General features: G+C 69.6%; 18 protein-coding genes. 13 read left to right on the forward strand and 5 right to left on the reverse strand.

The annotated features are described in order from the left end of the window. Positions 1-91 precede the first annotated feature (91 nt). From ACQG3P_RS00205 to ACQG3P_RS00225, 5 genes are read left to right on the forward strand one after another with little or no spacing between them, the layout of a single operon-like run. The gene (locus ACQG3P_RS00205; RefSeq protein ID WP_426804025.1) at positions 92-1936 is read left to right on the forward strand and encodes an amidohydrolase; all 1845 of its coding nucleotides are present in this window, start codon (positions 92-94) and stop codon (positions 1934-1936) included. Further along, positions 1915-3213, forward strand: a complete 1299-nt coding sequence (locus ACQG3P_RS00210; RefSeq protein WP_426803804.1) for an alginate export family protein — start codon at positions 1915-1917, stop codon at positions 3211-3213. Before ACQG3P_RS00205 ends, ACQG3P_RS00210 begins: the two co-directional genes overlap by 22 nt. Further along, positions 3207-4847: an MFS transporter gene (locus ACQG3P_RS00215; protein WP_426803805.1), complete on the forward strand. Its 1641-nt coding sequence runs from the start codon at positions 3207-3209 to the stop codon at positions 4845-4847. The genes ACQG3P_RS00210 and ACQG3P_RS00215 overlap by 7 nt, the downstream gene beginning before the upstream one ends. 59 nt (positions 4848-4906) lie before the next feature. After that, positions 4907-5683, forward strand: coding sequence for a hypothetical protein (locus ACQG3P_RS00220; RefSeq protein WP_426803806.1), 777 nt, complete (start codon positions 4907-4909; stop codon positions 5681-5683). Between the two features lie 14 nt (positions 5684-5697). After that, a complete protein-coding gene (locus tag ACQG3P_RS00225; protein ID WP_426803807.1) occupies positions 5698-6672 on the forward strand; it encodes a zinc-binding dehydrogenase in 975 nt (324 codons plus the stop codon). Between the two features lie 10 nt (positions 6673-6682). On the opposite strand, the gene ACQG3P_RS00230 is transcribed toward ACQG3P_RS00225, so the two are convergent. Beyond that, complete coding sequence (locus ACQG3P_RS00230; protein ID WP_095363918.1) at positions 6683-7570, reverse strand: LysR family transcriptional regulator; 888 nt, start codon at positions 7568-7570, stop codon at positions 6683-6685. A gap of 122 nt (positions 7571-7692) precedes the next feature. On the opposite strand from ACQG3P_RS00230, the gene ACQG3P_RS00235 reads away from it, so the two are divergent. Continuing rightward, on the forward strand, positions 7693-8610 hold the full coding sequence (locus tag ACQG3P_RS00235) for a M14 family metallopeptidase (RefSeq protein ID WP_426803808.1): 918 nt from the start codon (positions 7693-7695) through the stop codon (positions 8608-8610). Positions 8611-8640: 30 nt separating this feature from the next. Here ACQG3P_RS00235 and ACQG3P_RS00240 read toward each other — a convergent pair whose 3' ends face one another. Continuing rightward, on the reverse strand, positions 8641-9792 hold the full coding sequence (locus ACQG3P_RS00240) for an MFS transporter (RefSeq protein WP_426803809.1): 1152 nt from the start codon (positions 9790-9792) through the stop codon (positions 8641-8643). Between the two features lie 53 nt (positions 9793-9845). After that, a complete protein-coding gene (locus ACQG3P_RS00245) occupies positions 9846-10751 on the reverse strand; it encodes a LysR substrate-binding domain-containing protein (protein ID WP_426803810.1) in 906 nt (301 codons plus the stop codon). Positions 10752-10851: 100 nt separating this feature from the next. On the opposite strand from ACQG3P_RS00245, the gene ACQG3P_RS00250 reads away from it, so the two are divergent. Both ACQG3P_RS00250 and ACQG3P_RS00255 read left to right on the forward strand, forming a co-directional pair. Then, a complete protein-coding gene (locus ACQG3P_RS00250) occupies positions 10852-11616 on the forward strand; it encodes an SDR family NAD(P)-dependent oxidoreductase (RefSeq protein WP_426803811.1) in 765 nt (254 codons plus the stop codon). Positions 11617-11701: 85 nt separating this feature from the next. Next, on the forward strand, positions 11702-12022 hold the full coding sequence (locus ACQG3P_RS00255; protein ID WP_068852380.1) for a DUF3817 domain-containing protein: 321 nt from the start codon (positions 11702-11704) through the stop codon (positions 12020-12022). Here the strand turns inward: ACQG3P_RS00255 and ACQG3P_RS00260 are convergent. Both ACQG3P_RS00260 and atpC read right to left on the reverse strand, forming a co-directional pair. Next, complete coding sequence (locus ACQG3P_RS00260; RefSeq protein ID WP_426803812.1) at positions 12006-14744, reverse strand: autotransporter outer membrane beta-barrel domain-containing protein; 2739 nt, start codon at positions 14742-14744, stop codon at positions 12006-12008. The genes ACQG3P_RS00255 and ACQG3P_RS00260 overlap by 17 nt on opposite strands. A 195-nt stretch (positions 14745-14939) precedes the next feature. Beyond that, a complete protein-coding gene (gene atpC, locus ACQG3P_RS00265) occupies positions 14940-15386 on the reverse strand; it encodes an ATP synthase F1 subunit epsilon (protein WP_426803813.1) in 447 nt (148 codons plus the stop codon). Between the two features lie 221 nt (positions 15387-15607). Between atpC and ACQG3P_RS00270 the strand changes: the two genes are divergently transcribed. The 5 genes from ACQG3P_RS00270 to ACQG3P_RS00290 are packed head-to-tail and all read left to right on the forward strand — an operon-like array spanning position 15608 to position 20544. Further along, a complete protein-coding gene (locus tag ACQG3P_RS00270) occupies positions 15608-16804 on the forward strand; it encodes an MFS transporter (protein WP_426803814.1) in 1197 nt (398 codons plus the stop codon). Beyond that, positions 16801-17994, forward strand: coding sequence for an isochorismate synthase (locus tag ACQG3P_RS00275; RefSeq protein WP_426803815.1), 1194 nt, complete (start codon positions 16801-16803; stop codon positions 17992-17994). Before ACQG3P_RS00270 ends, ACQG3P_RS00275 begins: the two co-directional genes overlap by 4 nt. Next, the gene (locus tag ACQG3P_RS00280; protein WP_426803816.1) at positions 17994-19646 is read left to right on the forward strand and encodes a (2,3-dihydroxybenzoyl)adenylate synthase; all 1653 of its coding nucleotides are present in this window, start codon (positions 17994-17996) and stop codon (positions 19644-19646) included. The genes ACQG3P_RS00275 and ACQG3P_RS00280 overlap by 1 nt, the downstream gene beginning before the upstream one ends. After that, entirely contained in the window at positions 19646-20281 is a 636-nt protein-coding gene (locus ACQG3P_RS00285) for an isochorismatase family protein (protein WP_093535748.1), read from the forward strand. Before ACQG3P_RS00280 ends, ACQG3P_RS00285 begins: the two co-directional genes overlap by 1 nt. Beyond that, positions 20278-20544, forward strand: coding sequence for a phosphopantetheine-binding protein (locus ACQG3P_RS00290; protein WP_426803817.1), 267 nt, complete (start codon positions 20278-20280; stop codon positions 20542-20544). Before ACQG3P_RS00285 ends, ACQG3P_RS00290 begins: the two co-directional genes overlap by 4 nt. Positions 20545-20548: the final 4 nt, after the last annotated feature.

Below are 20548 nucleotides of genomic sequence, written 5' to 3' on the forward strand. Positions count from 1 at the left end.
TCCTGCACGCCGCGACCTGCTGCTCGGCGCCGGCGCCGCGATGGCGCTGGGCTTGGCCGGCCGCGCCTTCGCCACGCACCCGGAGAAAACCATGACCACGCTGCTCATCCGCAATGCCCGCATCACCACGCTGGACCCGCGCGTGCCGCAGGCCGACGCATTGGCGGTGGTGGACGGGCGCATCGCCGCGATCGGCACCGAAGCCGAGGTGCGCGCCGGACTGGCCGAGGCAACCGTGATCGACGCGGGCGGCCGCCGCCTGGTGCCCGGGCTCAACGACAGCCACACGCACCTGATCCGTGGTGGGCTCAACTACAACCTGGAACTGCGCTGGGACGGGCTGCGCTCGCTGGCCGACGCCATGGCCATGCTCAAGGCGCAGGTCGACATCACGCCGGCTCCGCAGTGGGTGCGGGTGGTGGGCGGATTCACCGCCGAGCAGTTCGTGGAGAAACGCCTGCCGACCCTGGCCGAGCTCAACGCCATCGCGCCGGATACGCCGGTGTTCCTGCTGCACCTGTACGACCGCGCGCTGCTCAACCGCGCCGCGCTGCGCGCCTGCGGCTACGACAAGACCACGCCGGACCCGCCGGGCGGGCAGATCGTGCGCGACAGCCTGGGCAATCCGACCGGGCTGCTGCTGGCCAAGCCCAACGCACTGATCCTCTACGCGACCCTGGCCAAGGGGCCGCGCCTGCCGATCGAATACCAGGCCAATTCGACCCGGCACTTCATGCGCGAGCTGAACCGGCTGGGGATCACCTCGGTGATCGACGCCGGCGGCGGCTTCCAGAATTACCCCGAGGACTACCAGGTCATCGAGCAGCTGCATCGCGACGGTGAACTGACGGTGCGCATCGCCTACAACCTGTTCACCCAGAACAAGGGCAAGGAAGCGCAGGACTTCCAGCACTGGAGCGAGATCCTGGCCCCGCGCCAAGGGGACGACCTGCTGCGCCACAACGGTGCGGGCGAGATGCTGGTGTTTTCCGCGGCCGATTTCGAACTGTTCAACGAGCCGCGACCGGAACTGCCGCCGGGCATGGAGCCGGAACTGGAGGAAGTGGTCAAGCTGCTGGTGGAAAAGCGCTGGCCGTTCCGCATCCATGCCACCTATGACGAGAGCATCGACCGCATCCTGGATGTGTACGAGCAGGTCAACCGCGAGATCCCGTTCGATGGCCTGCACTGGTTCATCGACCACGCCGAAACCATCACCCCGCGCAACATCGACCGCATCCGCGCGCTCGGCGGTGGCCTGGCGATCCAGCACCGCATGGCCTACCAGGGCGAGGCGTTCGTGCAGCGCTACGGCGCCGACGCCGCGCGCCATACGCCTCCAGTACGGCGCATGCTGCAGGCCGGGGTTCCGGTCGGTGCCGGTACCGACGCCACCCGCGTGGCCAGCTACAACCCGTGGGTGGCGCTGTCCTGGCTGGTCACCGGTCGCACCGTCGGCGGACTGGCGCTGTATGGCGAAGAGAACCTGCTCGAACGCGAAGAGGCGCTGCGGCTGTGGACCCAGGGCAGTGCCTGGTTCTCCGGCGACGAGGGCCGCAAGGGCACGCTGGCGGTCGGCCAGCTGGCCGACTTCTGCGTACTCTCGTCGGACTTCTTCGCGGTGGACGATGCAGGCATCGCCGATATCACCAGCGTGCTGACCGTGGTCGGCGGGCGCGTGGTGCACGGCGATGGCGACTTTGCCCCGCTTGCGCCGACCCTTCCTCCGGCGATGCCGGACTGGTCGCCGGTGAACCGCTTCGGCGGGTACCACGTGGGCGGCGCCGCCACCGGCCTGGTCGCGCATGCGCATGCGCACGCCCACGGCGGCGCCTGCCGCACCCATGGCCACGGCCATGCAGCGGCGCACCCGGTGCCGACCGACGCGCCCACTGCGTTCTGGGGCGCACTGGGATGTTCGTGCTTCGCGTTCTGAGCCTGGCGTTGGCGACGGCACTGCCGTCGCTGGCATCTGCCTGCACGCCTGGCGATACCGGTCGCTGCATCGCGCTGGACGGCGGCGGTGAGGTGCAGGTGGATGCCTCGCTGCGCCTGCGTGGCATGTATTACGACCCGACCCGGTTCGGCATACAGGGTAGAGAGGACGGATACGGCCTGCTGCGCGCGCTGGGGTCGGTGGCGGCACACCGTGGTCGCTGGGATGGGCTGGTGCAGCTTGGCGTGCACGCAGAGCAGGGGCGCGCCGGCGGGCCCGGCGGCACCGACCAGGGCGCGCTCGACCTGCAGCAGGGCTTCGTGCGCTGGCAGGGCGACCATGCAACGTGGCAACTCGGCCGGCAGGAGGCCGCTTATGGCAGCTCGCGCCTGCTTTCGGTGCGCGATGGGCCCAACATCCGGCTGGCGTTCGATGGCGTGCGCGGGCGGTGGCAACAGGGCGCGCTGAAACTCGACATGATGGCGCTGCGCCCGGTCGACAACCGCAGCGGCGCCTTCGATGACCGCGGCGACCGTGGCCAGTACCTGCTTGGCAGCTACGCCACCTGGCAGCCTGGGCGGCCGGGCACCGGCATCGACCTGTACGTGCTCGACTACGGTCGCGATGGCGCACGCTTCGCCAGCGCGGTCGGCGACGAACGCCGTACCTCGCTCGGCACGCGCGCGTTCGTGCTGCAGCCACGCTGGGACGCCAACATCGAGCTGGTCGCGCAGCGCGGCACCCTGTCGCGTGCCCAGGGCAACCTGGCGATCCGCGCCTGGACGCTGGCCACCGACAGCGGGCTGCGCTGGCCCGCGCGGCGCTGGCAGCCGCGGCTGGGCGTCAAGCTGGACATCGCCAGCGGCGACCAGGACCCCGGCGATGGCCGCTTGAACACCTTCAATGCGATGTACCCCAAGTCGGCGTACTTCAGCGAAGCCAGCCTGCTGGCGCCGGCCAACCTGATGGACGTGCAGCCGACGCTGACCTTGACCCTGCGCCCCGGCCTGACCACCGATATCGGCTGGCAGCTGGCGTGGAAGCATCGCCGCAGCGACGCGGTCTACACCACGCCGGCGCCGCTGGCCGCAGTGCCGGGCACGGCCGGCACGCCGCGTCGCATCGGCCAGCAGTACAAGTGGGAAACCAGCTGGGAGGCCAGTCACCACTGGACCTGGAAAGGCCAGCTGGCCTGGTTCGAGGCCGGTCCCGGCCTGCGCGCGGCCGGCGGCCGCGACACCCTGTTTGCATCGGTAGTAGGAGCATGGCAATGGTAAACACACACGAAGACTCGGCCCCCGGCGCGTGGTCGCCGCTGAAGATCCGGCTGTTCCGCGCGATGTGGCTGGCCATCCTGGGCAGCAACGTCGGCACCTGGGTCAATGACGTTGCCGCCGCCTGGGTGATGGCCGAGCGCACCGGATCGCCGCTGATGGTGGCGCTGGTGCAGTCGGCCACCACGGTGCCGGTGGTGCTGCTGGCACTGGTCGCCGGTACGCTGGCCGACATCGTCGACCGCCGGCGCTACCTGCTGTTCACCCAGGGCTGGATGCTGCTGGTGGCCGCCACGTTGGCGACCCTGACGGCACTGGGCATGCTCACGCCCCCGCTGCTGGTCCTGCTGACCTTCGCGATGGGCTGTGGCGCGGCCATGGCGATGCCGGCACAGGCCGCCATCGTGTCCGAGCTGGTGCCGCGGCCGATGCTGGCCTCGGCGGTGGCCTTGAATTCGATCGGCATCAACATCGCGCGCTCGCTCGGCCCGGCCATCGGCGGCCTGATCGTGGCGCAGCTGGGCGCGGGCTGGGCGTTCGGCCTGAACGCGCTGAGTTTCGCGGCCATGCTGTGGGTGCTCTCCAACTGGAAGCAGGAAGCGGCGGCATCCAACCTGCCGCCGGAAGGCTTCGGAGCGGGGCTGCGCGCCGGCGTGCGCTACGCGTTGCGCGCCGGCCGCCTGCAGGCGGTATTGATCAAGTCGGCCGGGTTCTTCTTCTTCGCCAGCGCGGTGACCGCGCTGCTGCCGCTGGTGGTACGCAGCGAACTGCACGGTGGGGCAGGCACGTACGGGCTGCTGCTGGGCTGCATCGGCATCGGTGCGGTAAGCGGCGCACTGGTGCTGCCGAGCCTGCGCGCGCGGCTGGACCGTGACCTGCTGGTGCTGCTGGCCACGGTGGCCTGCGCGCTGAGCCTGTTCGGGCTGGCCTGGCTGCGGCACATGGCGTTGCTGCCGCTGGCGATGCTGGTGAACGGGTTTGCCTGGATCACGGTGCTGTCCTCGCTGCAGATCGCCGCGCAGACCGCGGTGCCGGCGTGGGTGCGGGCGCGCGCGCTGTCGCTGTACATCATGGTGTTCTCGCTGGGCATGGCTGCCGGTGGGCTGAGCTGGGGCAGCATCGCCCAGCGCACCTCGATTCCGCTGGCGCTGACCCTCGCGGCGGTGGGCGCGGTGATTGGCGGGTTGCTGGTGTGGCGGGTGCGCATCGCCGGCAGCGAGGAACTGGACCTGCGTCCGGCCGGGCATTGGCCCGCGCCCGAGCTGGCCGTCCCGGTCACCCACGACCGCGGCCCGGTGCTGGTGACGGTGGAGTACCACATCGATGATGCCGACCGCGCCGCGTTCCATGCGTTGCTGGGTGAGCTCGGCCGTACCCGCCGCCGCGATGGCGCGGTGATCTGGGGCGTGGCCGAGGACGTGGCCACGCCGGGCATCCACCTGGAATATTTCGTGACCCCGTCCTGGATCGAGCACCTGCGCCAGCATGAGCGGGTCACGGCTGAAGACCGGACCCTGCAGGAGAAGGTCAGGGCGCTGCACCGCAACGAGCACGCGCCGATCGTGCGCCATTTCGTAGGCGGCACCGGCGCCTTGAAGGCGTTGCAGCACGGTCACGAGCATCCGGCATTGAGTTGATGGCATCTTCTTAACCGCAATGCGCGTATGGTCGGTGCTCTTTGAGCTGGAGTGGATGCATGCGCTGGATCGTGTTGTTGGCCGCCTTGGCCATGCCATTGGTGGCGTGGTTGTCCCAGACCGGTCAGTTCGGCCCGACCAACGGTGCGATCTCCGACCGCTATCCCACGTTGCTGGTCGCGGCCGGCTATGCGTTTTCGATCTGGGGCCTGATCTTCCTGTGGGACGTGGCCTTCGGGCTGTGGCAGCTGCGCCAGCGCCGGCCCGATGACAACGCCGGCGCGCGCGGCTGGGCCGCCGCCGGGTTCGCGCTGACGGCGGCGTGGATGCCGGTGTTCTCCAACCAGGCGTTCCTGCCGGCGCTGGCCATCATCTGGCTGGCGCTGGTGTGCCTGCTGGTTGCCGCGGTACGCGCGGCGCCGGCCACCGCCAGTGCCGGCCAGCGCGCCTTCGCCGCCTATCCGCTGGCGCTGCACGCGGGCTGGCTGACCATGGCCGCCTTCCTCAACACCGCCCAGGTGATCGTGGCCTACCAGTGGCTGCCGACCGGCGACATGCTGTCGTGGAGCGTAGTGCTGCTGGCGCTGGCCACGCTGCTCGCGTGGGTGATGAATTACCGCCTGCGTGGGCACTTCGCCTACCCGGCGGCGGTGATCTGGGCGCTGGTGGGCGTGTACATCAAGCAATCCGACTGGCGCCTGCCGGGTGCCGATACCGTTGCGGTGCTGGCGCTGGCCGTGGCCGCGCTGCTGGTGCTGCAGACCCTGCTGCTGCGCACCCGGGCCTGGCGCGCACCGCGCGTGGGCGTGGTCGCCGCACACCGCCATCGTCGTTGATACAGGAGATCCGCATGCGCGCTGCATTGCATGAACAGTTTGGTGACCCGACCGTCGTCCTGCATGGCGGTGAGGCCGCCACGCCTGAACCCGGTGCGGGCGAGGTGCGCATCCGCACCGTGCTGGCGCCGATCCACAACCATGACCTGTGGACCGTGCGCGGCCAGTACGGTTACAAGCCCGAGCTGCCTGCCATCGGCGGCAGCGAAGGCACCGGCGTGATCGACGCCCTGGGCGAGGGCGTGACCGGCCTGCAGGTCGGGCAGCGGGTCAGTGCGGCGTCGGTGCATGGCACCTGGGCCGAACAGTTCATTGCGCCGGCGCGGATGGTGATTCCGATGCCGGACAGCATCAACGATGAAACGGCCGCGCAGCTGATCGCGATGCCGCTCAGCGCGTTGATGCTGCTGGAATTCCTGCAGGTAGACGCCGGCCAGTGGATCGTGCAGAACGCGGCCAACGGTGCGGTCGGCAAGGCGTTGGCGATGCTGGCCAAGGCGCGCGGCGTGCACTGCGTGAACCTGGTGCGGCGTGATGCGGGTGTGGCCGAAATGGCGGCGCTGGGCATCGACGACACGATCTCCACCACGCAGGCGGACTGGCTGGCGCAGGTGCAGGCGCGGGTAGGCGAGGGTGCGGCGGCGGCGGTCGATTCGGTCGGCGGGCGTGCCAGCGGCGAGTTGCTGGGGCTGCTGGGCGAGGGCGGTACGCTGGTGTCGTTCGGCTCGATGACCGGCGAGCCGATGCAGCTGGGCTCGGGTGATGTGATCTTCAAGCAGGCCGTGGTGAAGGGCTTCTGGGGCAGCAAGGTGAGCCAGAACATGGCCCCGGAAAAGAAACGTGCGCTGGTGGGCGAGCTGCTGAAGCTGGCCGCCACGGGCGGGTTGAGCCTGCCTGTAGACGCCGTGTTTGGGCTGGACCAGGTAGCCGAAGCGGCGAAAGCCAGCCTCGAACCGGGCCGCAACGGCAAGGTGCTGCTGCGCCCGTGACGGCGTGGCGTTACACGCGCAGCGCGTCGATCACCACGCGCAGTGCGCTGGAGGACTGCCGGCGGCTGGGGTAGTAGGCATGGAAGCCGTCGAACACATCGCACCAGTCCTGCATCACCCGTTGCAGGCGCCCGGCCGCGATGTCCTCCAGCACCATGTCTTCCAGCAGGTAGGCCAACCCGGCGCCGGCCAGCGCGGCGCGGTGCATGGCGATGCTGCTGTTGAAGGTCCACTGGCCCTGTACGCGCACGTTGACGTTCTGCTCGTCCTTGCGCAGGTCCCACACCATCAAGCCGCCATGGGTGGGCAGGCGCAGGCCGATGCAGTCATGCGCGGCCAGGTCGCCCGGCCGTTGCGGTGCGGCGTGGGTCCTGAAGTACGCGGGACTGCCGACGATCGCCATCCGCTGCGGGCCGGTGACCGGCACGGCGATCATGCCCTGCGCGACCCGTTCACCGAGCCGGATGCCGATGTCGTAGCGCTGTTCGACGATATCGGCCAGGCCGTAGTCGATGGTCAGTTCCACCTTCAGGTCAGGGTAGCGGGGCAGTACATCGGCCAGGCGGGGCCACACCACCGTGTTGGCCACGTGTTCGGACGCGGTGATGCGGATGGTGCCGGCGGGATGGTCACGGTATTCCGCCACCGCCGCAATTTCAGCTTCGATTTCCTCCAGCCGCGGTGCCACGCTCAGGTAAAGACGCTCGCCGGCCTCGGTCATCGACACATTGCGGGTGGTGCGGGTCAACAGCCGCACCCCGAGTCGTTCCTCCAGTGCGCGCACGGTATGGCTCAGCGCGGACTGCGAAACACCCAGTTGCGCCGCAGCGCGGGTGAAGCTGCGCTCGCGCGCCACGGTCACGAAGACCTGCAGATCGTTGAAGTTTTCGCGGGCCATGAGGGCAGCGGAGGCGCATGACGGTCATGCCAGCCCATGATGGCGGGGAGCCACGGCGATTGGTAGGGGCGTGGGGTGCAGGCTAAAATCACGGTTCTTCCGTGACAACCGCGAGCCCCGCCATGAATGACACCCGCTTCTATCCCATCGGTACCCCCGGCCAGCCCTGGGGCGCTGCAGAGAAGGCGGAGTGGCGGGCGCGGCAGTTGCCGGTGCGGCGCTATGCCGACGATGTGCTGCCGGTGCTGGAACGGCTGCGCGCCGGGTTCGAGGTGGTCCAGTACGGCACCCTGGAGTACGCACCGGACCGCTACCCGCTGTTTGCCGTGCGCAGCCGCGACTGGAACCCGGCGCTGCCGTCGGTGCTGGTCACCGGTGGCGTGCACGGCTACGAAACCAGCGGCGTGGAAGGCGCGCTGCAGTTCCTGGCCACGCGTGCCGCCGACTACGCCGGGCGTGCCAATGTGCTGGTGGCGCCGTGCGTGAGCCCGTGGGGCTACGAGCGCTTCCAGCGCTGGAATGCCGATGCGACCGACCCGAACCGCTCGTTCGTGGCCGACAGCCCGGCGCAGGAATCGGCGGCGCTGATGGCGCTGGTGGCACCCCTGCGTGACGGCATGGTGCTGCACATCGACCTGCACGAAACCACCGACAGCGACGAAAGCGAGTTCCGCCCGGCGCTGGCCGCGCGCGATGGCAAGCCGTTCGCCCCGGGGCTGATTCCCGATGGCTTCTACCTGGTGGACGACACCGAAAACCCGCAGCCGGCGTTCCAGCAGGCGGTCAACGCGGCGGTGGAGAAGGTGACCCATATCGCCCCGGCCGACGACAAGAATGAAATCATCGGTTCGCCGGTGGTGGCGCCGGGCGTGATCGAATATCCGCTGAAGAAGCTGGGGCTGTGCGCCAGCATCACCGGGGCGCGCTTCACCACCACCACCGAGGTCTATCCGGACAGTCCGCGTGCGACCCCGCAGCAGTGCAACGATGCACAGGTGGCGGCGGTGTGCGCGGCAATCGATTACGCGCTAGCCCATTGATTGAGCGTTGCAGGCACGCGGGGCGTGTCCCTACGCCTTCACCCAGCGTGCGGTGATGCCGACCAGCAGCAGGGCAGCGGCCACCAGGCAGAAGGCCGTTACCAGGCTGCTGGCCTGGGCGACGAAGCCGATCAGGGCCGGGCCGGCCAGCACGCCGGCGTAGCCCAGGGTGGTGATGGCGGGGATGGCCAGGCTTTCGGGCATGGTGTTCTGGTTGCCGGCCATGGAGAACAGCGCCGGCACGATATTGGCGCAGCCCAGGCCGATCAGTGCGTAGCCGAGCAGGGCCGGCAGCAGGGCGCCGGCAAAGGTGGCGATGACGAAACCTGCCGCGGCCACGATGCTGCCCAGCAGGATCGCGCGCAGGCGACCAAGTTTCGCCACGATGCCGTCGCCGACCAGGCGGGTGAGGGTCATGGCGATGGCGAAGGTCATGAAGCCCAGGCCGGCGCGGTCCGGCGGCACCTGCTGCACTTCATGCAGGAACACCGCGCTCCAGTCGAGCATGGCGCCTTCGGCAAGGAACGCGACGAAACAGAGCACGCCGATCGCCAGCACCACGCCATGCGGGATCGCAAACACCGGCGCGCCGCTCGGCGCGCGGTCACGCCGCCAGTACGGCACTGAAACCGCCAGCACCACCACCATCGCTATCGAGGCGAGCACGCACACCCACAGCGGTGGCAGCCGCAGCGCGAGCAGCGCGGTCATCGCCGCGGCCCCCACCGCACCGCCGATGCTGTAGAAGGCGTGGAAGCCGGACATCATCGGCCGCCCGCTGTCGCGCTCCACCATCACCGCCTGGATGTTCATGGTGCAATCGCAGGCGCCCACACCGGCGCCGAACACGAACAGGGCCAAGCCCAGTGTCCACGGCGAGGGCGCGACGGCCAGCAGCGGCAGGCTGGCCATCACCATCAGCAGGGTGGCGATCATCACCGCGCGGCAGCCATGGCGGGCGGCCAGGATGCCGGCCAATGGCATCGCCAGCAGCGAACCGGCGCCCAGACACAACAGCACCAGGCCCAGCGATCCTTCATCCAGTCCGGTGCGGCTCTTGGCGAATGGCACCAGGGGCGCCCAGGCGGCGGTGGCGAAGCCGGGCAGGAAAAACGCGGCGCGGGTGGCGTGCTGTTCGGCGCGCTGGCGGGGGGCAGTCAGAACGTCGGGCGATGCCTGCATGGTGCTGGAAACGATTACACGAGGGCGCCCAGCTTACCTGCAAGTTCTGCGGTTCACGACGTCCGCAGCAGCTCGGGCGTGAGCAGGGCCGCCAACCAGTCCATGAATGCTGAAACCCGGCGCGGCAGGTGCCGTCGCTGGGCATACAGCAGGGTCACCGGCATCGGCTCGGCCACACAGTCCGGCAGCACTTCCACCAAGGTTCCGGCCGCCAGTGCCGCGCGGGCGCCCAGCCGCGGGACCTGGATGATGCCCAGCCCGGCCAGTGCCGCCGCGCTGTAGGCCTCGCCGCTGTTGACGGTGATGGCGCCGCCCATCGGCAGGCTGCGGTAGTCCTGGCCGTCGTGGTACTCGAAGCCGGGCGAACGCTGGCCGAGCGTGCCCACGTAATGCACCAGCGCATGCGCCGCCAGGTCCGTCACCGCGCGCGGGACGCCGCGTTCGGCGAGATAGGCCGGGCTGGCGCAGTTGACGATGTGCATCACCCCCAGCGGGCGCGCCACCAGCGTGTTGTCGTCCAATGGGCCGACCCGGACCACGCAGTCGAAGCCTTCGCGGACCAGGTCGACGCGGCGGTCGGTGCCGCTCAGCTCGATCTCCAGTCCCGGGTGCCGGGCCAGGAAGTCCGGCAGGTGGGGAATCACCAGCTGCCGGGCCAGCCCGCTGGACATGTCCACCCGCAGCCGGCCCTTGAGCTGGGTGTCACGGCGGAACATGCCTTGCAGATCCTCCATGTCGTCCAGCAGGTCGCGGGCGCGCTGCTGGAACTGCGCGCCGTCGGCCGTCAGCCGCACCCGGCGGGTGGTCCGGTGCAGCAGCTGCACGCCCACTTCCGCTTCCAGCCGCTGCACGGCCAGCGAAACGCTGGCCTTGGGCAGGCCCAGCTGCTCGGCAGCGGCGGTGAACGAGCCCAGTTCGGCAACACGCAGGAAACTGCGCAGGTGGTCGAGGCGGTCCATGGATTGTTCGCTTTGGCTGGACAGTCAAATCAGGATCGCGCGGTTTATGTGATGGCGCAATGCCAATAGTCTGGCGTCACACCTCACCCAGGAGCACCCCATGTCCCACTCCCCCTCACGCGTTGTCCTGATCACCGGCGGCAGCCGCGGCCTCGGCCGCAATGCCGCCCTGGCGCTGGCGGCCGACGGTGCCGACATCCTGCTGACCTACCGCAGCCGGGCCGATGCGGCCGACGCCGTGGTCGCCCAGATCCAGGCGCTGGGCCGACGTGCCGCCGCGCTGCCGCTGGACATGGCCGACAGCGCCGGTTTTGCCGGCTTCGCCGCGGCCGTGCAGGCGCAATTGCAGGCCTGGGGCGAGACTGGCCTGCAGGGGCTGTTCAACAACGCCGGCGAAGGCCTGTATGCCGGTTTCGCCGACACCACGCCGGCCCAGTTCGACGAGCTGGTTGCCGTGCACCTGAAAGGGCCGTACTTCCTGACCCAGGCGTTGCTGCCGCTGATCGCCGATGGTGGCCGCATCCTCAACGTGTCCAGTGGCCTGGCCCGCTTCTCGCTGCCGGGCAGTTCGGCCTACGCGATGATGAAGGGCGGCATCGAAGTCTTCAGCCGGTACCTGGCCAAGGAACTGGGCGCGCGCGGCATCAGCGCCAACACGCTGGCACCGGGCGCGATCGAAACCGACTTCGGCGGCGGGCACGTGCGTGACAACGCCGACATCAATGCGATGGTGGCCGGCAACACCGCGCTGGGTCGCGCAGGGCAGCCGGACGATATCGGGCCGGTCGTCGCCGCGCTGCTGTCGCCGCGTACGGCGTGGATCAACGCGCAGCGCGTGGAAGCGTCGGGCGGCATGTTCGTCTGAGTGCGAAAGCGTCGCATTCGCGCAAGACGGTATGATGGGCGGCCTTGTCGCCCCTGCAGAGACTGTCTTGCGCGCTTCCGTACCGATGCACCCGATGGGCCGTGTGTTTGCCGTTGTCGCCTTGTTCGAGGCGTTTACCTGGGCCGGGCTGCTGGTCGGCATGTACCTGAAGTACCACGCCGCCGAGCCGACCACCGCCGGCGTGGCGCTGTTCGGGCCGGTGCATGGCGTGGCCTTCATGGTCTACGTGGTGGTCACCGTGCTGGCGGCAGTGAAGCTGCGCTGGCCGTGGTGGGCCGCCGGCCTGGCGCTGCTGGCAGCGGTGCCGCCGCTGGTGACGCTGCCGCTGGAAGGGTGGTTCAAGCGGCGTGGCCTGTTGTCCACACGGCTCACCACCGATAGCTGAGTCCCAGCTGCGCGCTGCGCTGGAAATAGCCCTGGCCCTGCTGCAGCGACAACCCGCCCCACGCGCCAAACCCGTTGGCGAACACCAGCGAGGCACCAGCACTGAATTCGCCGCGGTTGCGCGGAATGCGTGCATCCACCCGCTCATCATCCATGCGCACGCGCGCGTCCGCGCCGGTGCGGATCCAGTGTGCGGCGATGTACGGCTGCACGCTGGCCGCCAGGCCGTCCCACCGGGTCACGCCGGAAAGGCGGACACCCACGCGGCCGAACGTGCCGTTGGCGTCCTCGGTGGTGACCAGGGTGCCGTTCTGTTCAAGATGGCGCACATCGTTCCAGCGCGTGTAGCCCACCTGCAGTTGCGGCTCGATGAACACGCCGCCGTGTTCGCCGCGGCCGAGGCGGAACGCGTGGCCGGCTTCCAGCGCGCCCTGCCAGGCGCGGGTGTCGTAGCGTTCGGTGGCCAGCGCGGCGCCTTCCACCCGGTTGGAGAAGCGCGCGTGCTGCAGCGAGCCGTCCAGGTAGAAACCGGTGTAGGGATCGGCATCGGCGGCGGCGCGCCATGTGGCATACACGCCCAATGCGGCCCCACGTACCTTGCCGCGCGCGTAGTACCCGGTCAGCGTGCTGGTCGAGGTGCTGGAGGCATTGCCGCTCGACAGCATCACCCCGAACGCGCTGCCCTGGGCATTGCGCAGCAGGTCGGTACCCACGCTCAGCGCCTGGCTGCTGCCATGTACATCAAGCTGGGAACTGTCGGCATCGAAGCGCGAACGCGCGCCGTCCACGCGCACCCAGGCACGCCCGCTGTTCTGGCCCGCGTGGCGCTCGTGATAGCCGAGCCGGAACATGCCTTCGGCAGCCTGCAGGTTGGCCAGGTACGCGCCCGGTTCCGGCCGCAGCACCGGCACCGGCTCGGGGTCCACGCACTCGGGCAGGGTGGGATCGATCGCGCACGGGTCCGGTTCCGGATCCACGCAGCCCGGCGCTGTCGGATCGATCAGGCAGGGGTCGGGTTCGGGATCGACACAGCCGGGCTGGGTCGGGTCGGCGTCGCACGGGTCGGGCAGTTCCGAGCGCAGGTACCAGTTGCCATCGGCAGCGCTCTTGAACAGGAAGTACTCGTACTGGCCGCCCACCGCGCGCCCGGCAAGGTCGAAGGTGCCATTGGATGCCCCGCCGATCTCGATCAGGCTGATGCCCTGGCTGGTCTGCGCCCCGGCGCCGCCCACGTTGTTGACCCGTACGTTGGTCTGGCCGCTGGTATCACCCTCGATCAGCAGCCGGTCGGATGACGCGTCGTCGCCGGCCAGCACCGTGTTGAACAGCAGCGTGCCGCCGTCGCCGACGTAATTGCCGGCGACCTGCAGGGTGTTGAAGGTGGTGCCGTCACCCAGCGCCAGCAGCGAAGCCCCGCTCAACGACAGGTCCTGCACCGTGCTGTTGCCGGTCAGTCGCCATTGAGCGTCGGCCAGTGCCACCGTGTTGCCGTTGACGATCGCGCCGGTCAGCGATGCGCCTTCGGCCAGCGCAATGTTGACCTCGGCGCTGCTGGTCCCGCGGGTCTGCCCGATGATGTCGCCGACCAGCGCGGAGGCCACTACCTCCAGGTTGGCCGTAGCGCCTGACCCCACCTGCAGGATCACGCCGTTGCCGGCCTCGACGGTGGAGCCGTTGGCGATGCGGAGATCGGCATTGCCGGACTGCGGCATGACAATCGCCGGGCCGTTGGTCGAGACAAGGCGCGACTGGTCCACCACCACGGTGCTGGTGCCGGCCGCGCTGCCGGTGATCGACAGGGCACTGTTGCTGCCCTCCAGGGTGCTGCCCTGCGACACGACCAGCGTGGCATTGTTGAGCGCCACGCCCACGCCGTTATTGGCGCCGCTGCCGCTGCCCGCCGTGCCACGCACCTGGCTGCCCGCCAGGGTCAGGCTGGCGCCGCGCGTGACGGTGGCGCCGGTGGTGCCGGCTACCTCGGAGCCCGACAGCGTTGCGGCAGGCCCGGCCGTGCCGGTGCCGACCATCGACAGCGCGGTGCCGCTGGACGTGATCGTCGAGGCGTCCATGACCAGCTCGCCGCCGGTCATGGCCACCCCGGCCAGCGAGCCCGACAGCGTGCTGTTGCTGACGCGGGCGGTGCCACCGGCCATGTCCAGCCCGTAGCCGAGGGCGCCGCTGGCGCTGCCATCCGAGCTGGCCTGTACGTTGTCCAGCACCAGCAGTGCACCATCGTCCACCTGCAGCGCTTCGCCGCCGGCGGCAATGGTCGTGTTGGTCAACGTGAGTTCGCTGCCGTCGCCGGTGGCGCTGAAGCCGCGCCCGGCGGAAGTGACGGTGACCGCGTTGATGCCCATGGTGCTGCCGGACGAGACCCCGCCAGCGTCGGCGAAGGGAGAGGTGAAGGTCATCGTGCCGCCGTTGATGTCGGCGCTGCCGCCGTTGGCAACGCGGATCCCGAACACCCCGCTGATGTCCACGTCGGTGCCGATCACGCTCGCGTTGTCGACCTGGGTAGGGCCTGCCAGGCCACCGGCGGCAATGGTGAGTTCGGCGCCGTCGGACACGGTCCAGTCCTCACGAAGGTCGCCGGGCTGGATGGTGTGCGTGCTGCCGGGGCCGGTGAGCGTGCCTGCTGCTGCAGCAAGGGGCAGGGTCGCGAGCGTCACGGCGATGGCCGTAACGAGCATGCGGCGCGGGCCGCATGGGGTAATGGCTGTCATGACTGGACTCCGAAACGGAACTGGGTGGACCGCACGACCCCCGTAGCACCACAACGTCGTACCAGGATCAGCGAGGGACCGAATCCTCCGGTCCAAAGGCCGCTGTATCCATGCAACATCTTGTATGCGTCATCTATCACTACCGCCTGTTCAGCATGAGCACGTCTATGTGGGGCTCGCGTGAAGGCGGAGTTGCTATTTCCAGGGCAGCCCGCGCAGCTGCAGGGCGCGCTGGTGCATCAGCTCGGCGTGCAGGCGCACGTAGTCCTCGTCGGTGAAGGCCTGTGCCATCGGTGAGCGTGCGGCCTCTGCGGCCACCCGCGCGCGTGCTTCGTCGAGATCATCGCTGCGCAGGGCGAGGTCGGCCATCACGATCACCTTGCCGGGTTGCACTTCCACGTAGCCACCGGACACGTACACGTGCAGCGGCGGTTCGGCCGTGAGCGGATACACCGACACCATGCCTTCGCGCAGCGTGCCCAGCAGCGGTGCGTGCCGGGCCATCACCCCGAAGCGGCCATTGCTCCCCGGCATGCTCACCTCGCGCACCTCGCCGTTCCACAGTTCACCGGCCAGGCTGAGGATCTGCAGCGAGAAGCCCTGTGCGTTGGCAAGCAGCGCGGGCAGGGGAGGTGACGCCATGGGGGAATGTCCGTGGAACGTTGCGAGCAGCTTAGTCGGGCCGGCGGAAGACGGCGTTGATCCGCATCATGAACACCGGAATCATTGATCGCGCAAACCTAAATGCGAGCTGTTATCATTTGAAACGATAGCCACGCCGGTCCTTGAATCGACGAAGCCGAATCAATCGAACGCCCGCCTTCGCGCGGTGCGTGTCCATTCCTGATCGGTCGTGGTGATGCATGCGTTCAATTCCCGTGGTATCCGGCTTGCCGGCTCTGGTCTTCGCCGCGTGGGTCGGCACCATGGCGATGATGGCGTTCGTGGCGGTGATCGGCCCGGTGGTGCGCCTGCTGGGGATGTCCGAATGGCATGCGGGGTTGTCGGTTACCGCGGCCGGCGTGCTGTGGATGCTGTCGGCCCGACGGTGGGGCGCACTGAGCGACCGCATCGGGCGCCGCCGTGTACTGCTGATCGCACTGGCAGCGTATGCGGTGATCTATATCGTGATGGCGGTGTTCGTGGACACTGCGTTGCAGGCACCGCCGGCGGTGTGGCTTTCGGTGCTGGTGCTGGTGGGCACGCGCGCCCTGGTCGGCCTGTTCTATGCGGCCGTGCCGCCCACTGCCGCGGCGCTGGTGGCCGACGAAGCCGCTCCCGGGCAGCGTGCCGGCGCGATGGCCAAACTGGGCAGCGCCAATGCATTGGGCATGGTGATCGGGCCCGCCGCAGCGGGCTGGGTCGCGTTCCACGATCTTGCGCTCACGTTGTACGTGGCCGCCCTGCTGCCGGTGCTCGCGCTGCTGGTGATCGCCTGGCGGTTGCCGTCGGCGCCACCACCGGCGGCGCCCGCCAGCGGCCCGCGTGCGGCATTGGCGTGGCATGACCGGCGCCTGCGCCTGCCGGTGATGGCGGTGTTCGCGGCGATGATCTCGGTGACCATTGCGCAGGTCACGGTGGGGTTCTTCGCCATCGACCGCCTGCAGCTGGCGCCGGCGGCCGGCGCGCGCATGGCCGGCCTGGCGCTGACGGCGGTCGGGGCTGGGCTGATCGTGGCCCAGATGCTCGTGATGACCTTCAAGACCATGCCGCCACGCCGTTGGATAGCGCTGGGTGCAGTGATCTCCGGCGTTGGTTTTGCGGCGGTGTCGCTGGTGCAGGCGCCCTGGCAGCTGCTGGCCACCTATGCGCTGGCGGCGTTCGGCATGGGGTTTGTGTTTCCCTCGTTCCAGGCCTTGGCTGCCGATTCGGTGCAGGCGCACGAGCAGGGCGCGGCTGCCGGTGCGGTGGCTTCCGTGCAGGGCCTGGGCATGGTGATCGGGCCGATGGTGGGCACGCTGCTGTATCGCGCGGCCCCCAGTGCGCCGTACCTGCTGGTGGGTCTGGTGCTGTTGGGGCTGGCGGCTGCGGCTACCCTGGATGGGAGGCGCGCGGCATGAACGACACAGTGCGCGCGGACAGCGATACCATCGCGCAGGCGAGCGATCCCGGTGCCGGCGAAGCAGCGGAGCACTTCCTGCTGCGCCTGCCTGGGCGCACGCTGGATGCACGTGGCTGCCACGCCACCCTTCCGTCCGGCGGCACCGCGACGCTGGATGCCCGCGCGCGGACCTTCTTCGCGTGCGAAGGGCGCACACCGGCACTGCTGGTCGGCGCGGTGCCGTTCGATCCGAAGGGTGACGATGCGCTGTACCAGCCCGCCTCACTGGCGCAGGGGGTGGCGGAGGTGGTGACGCCGGCACTGCCGTTCAGCGGTGACATCCACGCCGAGCCGAACGCCGCGCAGTACGCGGACGCGGTGCGGCAAGCACTGGCAGGGTTGCACGACCGCGACGGAGAACTCAAGAAAGTGGTGCTGGCCCGCACGCTGCGTGTGCACAGCCGCGCGGCGATCGACCCGCGTGCGTTGGTGGCGCGGCTGGGCCATGACCCGGACGCGGTCACCTACCTGTGCCCGCTGCCGGTAGCCGCCGGCGATGCGCCAGCGTGGCTGGTGGGTGCCAGCCCGGAGCTGCTGGTGTCGCGCCGTGGACCGCAGGTGTTTTCGCATCCGTTGGCCGGCTCGGCCCGGCGTCGCCCGGATCGGGATGAGGACGCCCAGGCGGCCCGCGAGCTGTTGGGCTCGGCGAAGGACCATGACGAACACCGCTATGTGGTCGACGCCATCGTGGCGGCGCTGCGTCCGTATTGCGAGTGGATCGACGCTGCAGCGCGGCCGACCCTGCACGCCACCACCACCTTGTGGCACCTGGGCACGCGCATCGAAGCACGCCTGCGCGATCCGTCCACCTCGGTGGCCACGCTGCTGGCTGCACTGCATCCCACGCCGGCGGTGTGCGGCACGCCTGCCGCACTGGCGTTGGATACCATTCGCCGCCTTGAGCCGGTGCAGCGCGGCTTCTATGCAGGCGCGGTGGGTTGGATGGACGCGCACGGCGACGGTGACTGGTACGTGGCGATCCGCTGCGCACGCGTGCAGGGCCACCAGGCCCGCATCCATGCCGGCGCCGGCATCGTCGCCGGTTCGGAACCGGCCGCGGAGGTTGCCGAGACCGGGGTGAAGTTCGGGGCCCTGTTGGCCGCGCTGGGCGCGGACGCCGCCCCACGGATTGAAGGATGGACACTCTGATGAATGCAGTCGTTTCTCCGGCGCGTGTGCCACTGCGCCAGGTCTGGCCGCCGGCGCTGGTCGCGCGCTACCGCGCCGCCGGCTATTGGCGTGGCGAAACGTTCCCCGGCTTCCTGCGCGAGCGTGCCGGACAGTTCGCCGACGACGTGGCCGTGGTCGGCGGCGAGACCCGCCTGACTTACGCACAGCTGTGGCAGGAGGCAGGGCGCATCGGTGCTGGCCTGCTGGCCGCTGGCTTGGCGCCGGGTGACCGGGTGGTGGTGCAGTTGGGCAACACGGTCGAATTCGTCAGCGTGGTCTGCGGGCTGTTCCGCGCCGGGTTGATCCCGGTATATGCACTGCCGGCCCATCGCCTGACCGAGATAGCGCACGTGGTGCGCACGGCCGAAGCCAGCGCCTACATTGCTGCGTCGGCATACGAGGGTTTCGACTACCGCACGCTCGCGCGCGAACTGCAGGCGTCCATCTCCAGTGTGCGCCACGTGCTGATTGTCGGCGATGCAGCGGAATTCCTTTCCGTCGCCGGGCTGGCCGGACCCGAGGACGCGCTGCCGCCGGATCCCGACCCGCAGTCGGTGGCGTTCCTGCAGCTCTCTGGTGGCAGCACCGGCCTGCCCAAGCTGATTCCGCGCACCCACGACGACTACCTGTATTCGTTCCGCGCCAGCAACGCGATCTGCGGCATCGGCCGCGACAGCGTGTACCTGGTGGCGCTGCCGGCCGCGCACAATTTCCCGATGAGTTCGCCGGGCTTCTTCGGCGCACTGTATGCCGGGGCACGGGTGGTGCTCAGCCCCGGCGCAGGCCCGGACACCGCGTTCCCGCTGATCGCGCGCGAGCGGGTGACCTGCGTGGGCCTGGTGCCGCCGCTGGCGCTGCTGTGGGCACAGGCCGCAGCCCGTACCCCGCATGACCTGTCCAGCCTGCAGGTGGTGCAGGTCGGCGGGGCCAAGCTGGTGCCGGAAGCCGCGCGCCGGGTCATCGACGGGCTGGGCTGCCAGCTGCAGCAGGTGTTCGGCATGGCCGAAGGCCTGGTCAACTACACCCGCCTGCACGATGCGCCGGAGTGCGTGCTGAACACCCAGGGCCGCCCGATCTCGCCCGACGATGAAGTGCTGGTGGTGGACGACCACGGCCACCCGGTCGCGCCGGGCGAGGTGGGCCACCTGCTGACGCGGGGCCCGTACACGATCCGCGGTTACCACAACGACCCCGGCGCGAACGCGCGGTCGTTCACCGAAGATGGCTTCTATCGCACCGGCGACAGGGTCCAGCAGCTGCCGGGCGGCTACCTGGTGGTGCAGGGTCGCGCCGGCGACCACATCAACCGTGCCGGCGAAAAGATCTCGGCCGAGGAGATCGAAGACCACCTGCTCGCGCACGCCAGCGTCTTCGACGCGGCGGTGGTGTCCATGCCCGATCCGTACCTGGGCGAGCGCAGCTGTGCCTTCGTCATCACGCGCGGCGAGCGCCCGACCGCGGCCAGCCTGAAGGGGTGGGTGCGCAGCCGCGGTCTTGCGGCTTTCAAGGTGCCGGACCAGGTGGTGTTCGTGGACGCCTTCGGCACCACGGCGGTGGGCAAGGTCAGCCGCCGCGAACTGCGTGCGCAGCTGCGTGCGCGCCATATCGAACAGACAGGAGAACCGCGCTGATGGCGCTGCCCACCATTCCCTCCTACGCGCTGCCCACGGCAGCCGAACTGCCGGCGCCGCGCGGACCGTGGCAGCCTGAACCGGCGCGCATCGCGCTGCTGGTGCATGACATGCAGCGCTACTTCCTGGCCGCGTTCGGCGCCGATGCCGCGCCGCTGGCCCCGGCAACCGCCAACATCGTCCGGCTGGTCGCGCACTGCCGGGCGCAGGGCATACCGGTGTTCTACACCGCCCAGCGCGGCAACCAGGACCGGCGTGACCGCGGCCTGCAGGCAGACCTGTGGGGGCCGGGCATGCAGGCAACCCGCGAACACGAGGCGATCATCGCTGCACTGGCACCCGCCGAAGGCGACCACGTACTGGTCAAGCACCGCTACAGCGCCTTCCAGCGCAGCAACCTGGAGACGATGATGCGCGCACGCGGCCGCGACCAGCTGCTGGTGACCGGGGTGTACGCGCATATCGGCTGCACCGCCACCGTGGCCGAAGCATTCCAGCGCGATATCGAAGCGTTCATCGCGGCCGACGCGGTGGCCGATTTCTCGCGTGCCGACCATGACCAGGCGCTGCACTGGATCGCCCGCACCTGCGGCGTGCCGATGACCACCGATCAGCTGCTGGAGCGCCTGGCATGAGTGACACCCTCACCGCGCCCCTGACCCTGGAACGGATGCGCGCCGATGTGGCCGGCATGCTCGGCGAAGCGCCCGACGCCGTCGGCGATGACGACCACCTGATGGACCTGGGCCTGGATTCGATGCGGGTGCTCGGGCTGGTGCTGGCCTGGAGCAATACCGGCATCGCCCTGGAGTTCGGCCACCTGGCCGAGCACACCACGCTGGCCGGCTGGTGGCAGGTGGTGCAGCAGCTGCAGGCCAGGGCCAGCGCCGGGGCATGAGCGC

Origin of the sequence: Stenotrophomonas sp. SrG, assembly GCF_050031795.1 — a bacterium.
In the GTDB taxonomy this organism is placed as follows: Bacteria; Pseudomonadota; Gammaproteobacteria; order Xanthomonadales; family Xanthomonadaceae; genus Stenotrophomonas; species Stenotrophomonas rhizophila_A.